The organism is Spirillospora sp. NPDC049652 (assembly GCF_040675125.1).
Taxonomy (GTDB): domain Bacteria; phylum Actinomycetota; class Actinomycetes; order Streptosporangiales; family Streptosporangiaceae; genus Spirillospora.
This window is the reverse complement of record NZ_JBFAOF010000756.1, coordinates 1-3,652: the sequence shown is the minus strand read 5'-3', so window position 1 is coordinate 3,652 and position 3,652 is coordinate 1. Positions and strand designations below refer to the sequence as shown.

The following is a 3,652-nucleotide window of genomic DNA, read 5'->3' as shown; positions in this document are numbered from 1 at the left end:
GGGCCGCCGAGTTCGGGGACGGGGATGTCGGCGCGGGCGAGGGCGACGCGTCCGTAGGCGGTGAGGCTGTGGTGGGAGACGCCCTGGTGGCGTTCGCGGGCGTCGCCCTCGCTGACGCGCAGGGAGCCGACGGGCCGTCCGGACAGGACGGACGCGGCGTTGACGGCCTCTCCGGCGGAGACTCCGGAGAAGCCCCAGCGGGTGCCGGTGCCGAGGTTGCCGGGGCCCTGGGCGAGGACGACGACGTCGGCGGCCAGGACCAGGCGGGCGGCGAGGAGCCCGGTGTGGACGGTGGCGGCCTCCAGGTCGCCGCCGAACGCCTGCCCGACGGTGACGGTGGCGGCGAGCGCGCCGACGTCCTTGAGCCGGGCGAGGGACATGGAGAACCAGGCGGGCAGGGCGCCGCCGTCGGGCATGACGTAGACGACCCGGGTGCCGGGCCGGTCGGCGAGCAGGCCGGCGAGGATCGGCGGGAGCGCGGAGTGCAGGTCGGCGACGACCACCGGCATGCCGGTGAGGGAGTCGGCGTCGCGCAGCAGCGCGTGGTGGGGGGAGTCCTGCTCGTCGACGCCGAGGACGGTGGTCTGCAGCGGGGTGTAGCGGGCCTTGACGAGGTGGCCGGGGCCGATCGGGTCGGGCGGGAGGCGGTCCGGGACGGCGACGACCATGGCGTAGCCTCCGGTCCCCAGACCCATCGCCAAGGCCGTAGTGTTGAGCAGGACGGTGTCGCCCGGTTCGGGTCTGCCCACGAGCGCGGGGTAGGCCAGGGCGCGGCAGTCGCCGTCGCCCCCGACCGCGACGTCCAACTCGACCGCTCCGGGCCATTCGCGCCGGATGCCTCGTACTGTGCCTTCGCGCCATCGGATCACACCGGAGACGGTAGCGTCCTCCTGGGGGCGGCGACGAGGCGGCGCGCGCTCGGCGCCGGAGTCGGCGCGGGTGGCCGCGCCGGTGGCTGGACGGCGGGCGGGTGCGCCCGCCGGTGAGGGATTCGGACGCGGAAGAGGTGGTCGCGAAGTGTCGCGGCGCAAGACCGAGCGCCTGCTCAACCTGGTGGTCTGCCTGCTGGCCACGCGGCGCTACCTGACGGCCGAGCAGATCCGGCGTGCCGTTCCCGGGTATCCGGACGGCGACGAGGCGTTCAAGCGGATGTTCGAGCGCGACAAGGAGGAGCTGCGCGAGCTGGGCGTTCCGCTGGAGGTCGGCAGCGACGCGTCCGGCGGGGGCGGCGAGGAGATCGGCTACCGGATCCCGCCGCAGGCCTACGAGCTGCCGGAGATCCGGCTGTCGCCGGACGAGGCGGCCGTGCTGGGCCTGGCGGCGCGGGTGTGGCAGCGGGCGAGCATGGCGGACGCGGCGTCCGGGGCGCTGCTGAAGCTGCGCGCGGCCGGGGTCGAGACCGACGTGCCGACGGCGGTCGGCGTGGAGCCCCGGGTCGACACGGGCGACCCGGCGTTCGCGCCGCTGTGGGAGGCGGTCCGGGACGGGCGTCCCGTGACGTTCGAGTACCAGGGTGTGGGCCGCACGCACGGCGCGCGGCGGCATCTGGAGCCGTGGGGCGTGGTGAGCCGGCGGGGCCGCTGGTACGTGGTCGGGCACGACCGGGACCGGGGCGAGCCCCGGGTGTTCCGGTTGAGCCGGATCACGGGCGCGGTGCGTCCGGACGGCCCGGCGGGGAGCGTGGTCGTCCCCGCGGGCGCGGATGTGCGGGCGATCGCGTTCGACCGGGACGACCAGGCCGCCGAGCCGCGTCCGGCGCGGGTGCGGCTGCGGGCCGGGGCGGCGCAGGGGCCGCGCCGGTGGGCGCGGGACGTGCGGCCGGTCGGCGACGGCGCGTGGGACGAGGCGGAGCTGACCTTCCGCGACGTGGACCGGTTCGCGCCGTATCTGGCGCGGTTCGCGGCCGACGTGGTGGTCCTGGACCCGCCGGATCTGCGGGACGCGGTGATCGGGCACCTGAAGGCCGTCCTCGCGGCGAACGAGTCGGTGACCCGGGCGACGCCCGAAGCGGCGACCGGGGCGGCGGCCGGGATGACGGAGGAGAACGCGGCCGGTGGCGCGGCGCGGGTGGGGGAGCGATGAGCGGCATCCAGGCGGACGAGGCGTCTCACAACGAGGCGGCCCAGAACGAGGGCTCGCGGGGCGGGGCGCTGCAGGGCGGCGCGTCCGGGGGCGTGGAGGCCCGGAGCGAGACGCTGCGGGTCGCGGCGCCGCGGGGCAGGACCGCCGAGGCGGCGAAGGGCGAGGCGGCCCGGCGGCCCGGCGGGACGTCCACCGGGCGGCTGGCGCGGCTGCTCGCGCTGGTCCCGTACGTGGTGAACCGCGACGCGGTGGCGCTGGACGAGGCGGCCGCCGCGTTCGGGGTGACCGAGAAGCAGCTGATCGACGACCTGAACATGCTGTGGTGCGTGGAGCTGCGCGCGCCGGACCCGTACTGCCCGATCGACCTGTCCTACGAGGGCGGGGAGATCACCGTGACCGAGGCCGAGTCGATCGCCCGGCCGCTGCGGCTGAAGGCCGACGAGGCGGCGGCGCTGCTGGTGGCGCTGCGGATGCTGGCGGGCCTGCCGGAGCTGCACGACCGGGACGCGCTGTCCCGGCTGATCGCCAAGCTGGAGGAGGCGGCGGGCGCGGCGGCGCAGGCCGCCGGGAAGGTCGCGGTGGAGGTGGAGACGCGCGGGGACGCCCTGGCGCGGCTGCGCGCCGCGATCGACGGGCGGCGGCGCGTCCACCTCACTTACTACGTGCCGACGCGGGACGAGAACACCGAGCGGGACGTCGACCCGATGCGGCTGCTGGTGGTGGAGGGCACGACGTACCTGGAGGGCTGGTGCCGCCGCGCCGAGGCGGTCCGGCTGTTCCGCCTGGACCGGGTGACCGATCTCTCGGTGCTGGACGTCGCGGCGGACGTGCCCGACGGCGCGGAGCCGATCGACGTGGACGCCGGCCTGTTCCGGCCGTCCCCGCAGGACGAGACGGTCACGATGGAGCTGACGCCGCGCGGCCGGTGGGTCGCCGACTCCTACCCGTGCGAGTCGGTCGCCGAGCTCGGCGAGGGGCGGCTGCGGGTGGTGCTGCGGACGCCCGACACCCGGTGGGTGCGGGCGCTGGCGCTGCGCCTGGGCGACCAGGGGCGGATCGTGTCGCCGGCGTCGCTGGCCGGGGCCGTCCGGGACGACGCGGCGCGGGCGCTGGCCCTGTACGACGTGGTGTGAGGGGTCGGCTACCGTGGGCGGGATGACGTGGACGGCGGTCGCGGTGACCCTGGGGTTCGCCGGGCTGGCGGTGCTGGCGTGGTGCTCGTTCCGGGTGTGGCTGCGCGTTCGCCGGCTGGCACGTGAACTGGAGCGGGCGCGCCGGAGACTGGGACCGAAACAGTCGGCGCTCCGCGCCGAGATGCGGGATCTGCGCGACTCCCGGGCCCCGGCCGAGTCCGGTGAGGGCGTACGATCGTCGTGAGTACCACCTGCTGCGAAGGACTGACATGGCTGGACTGGGCACCTCCGAGATTCTCATTCTGCTGCTGATCGTCGTGCTGATCTTCGGCTCGGCGAAGCTGCCGCAGCTGGCGCGGTCCCTCGGCAAGTCCGCGCGCATCCTGAAGGCCGAGACCAAGGGCCTGGTCGAGGACGACGACGACAAGCCGCAGACC

The 3,652-nt window shown here is 75.8% G+C and carries 5 protein-coding genes; 4 read left to right on the top strand and 1 reads right to left on the bottom strand.

What is annotated here, in order from left to right:
* Positions 1-869, bottom strand: an 869-nt coding sequence (locus AB0J52_RS32015) for a DUF3866 family protein (RefSeq protein ID WP_500186532.1), incomplete at its 3' end; no start/stop codon positions are given.
* A gap of 148 nt (positions 870-1,017) precedes the next feature.
* On the opposite strand from AB0J52_RS32015, the gene AB0J52_RS32010 reads away from it, so the two are divergent.
* The 4 genes from AB0J52_RS32010 to AB0J52_RS31995 form a co-directional block, all read left to right on the top strand.
* Complete coding sequence (locus AB0J52_RS32010) at positions 1,018-2,082, top strand: helix-turn-helix transcriptional regulator (protein WP_500186531.1); 1,065 nt, start codon at positions 1,018-1,020, stop codon at positions 2,080-2,082.
* A complete protein-coding gene (locus AB0J52_RS32005) occupies positions 2,079-3,215 on the top strand; it encodes a helix-turn-helix transcriptional regulator (RefSeq protein ID WP_500186530.1) in 1,137 nt (378 codons plus the stop codon). Before AB0J52_RS32010 ends, AB0J52_RS32005 begins: the two co-directional genes overlap by 4 nt.
* A 22-nt stretch (positions 3,216-3,237) precedes the next feature.
* On the top strand, positions 3,238-3,459 hold the full coding sequence (locus AB0J52_RS32000; RefSeq protein WP_500186528.1) for a hypothetical protein: 222 nt from the start codon (positions 3,238-3,240) through the stop codon (positions 3,457-3,459).
* A gap of 25 nt (positions 3,460-3,484) precedes the next feature.
* Positions 3,485-3,652: twin-arginine translocase TatA/TatE family subunit (locus AB0J52_RS31995; RefSeq protein WP_500186534.1), on the top strand; the 168-nt coding region annotated here is incomplete at its 3' end.

What these genes read in the sequence shown, in the direction of transcription:
- AB0J52_RS32000 (WP_500186528.1), top strand. Translation starts at nt 3,238, where the DNA reads ATGACGTGGACGGCGGTCGCGGTGACCCTGGGGTTCGCCGGGCTGGCG.
- AB0J52_RS32005 (WP_500186530.1), top strand. Translation starts at nt 2,079, where the DNA reads ATGAGCGGCATCCAGGCGGACGAGGCGTCTCACAACGAGGCGGCCCAG.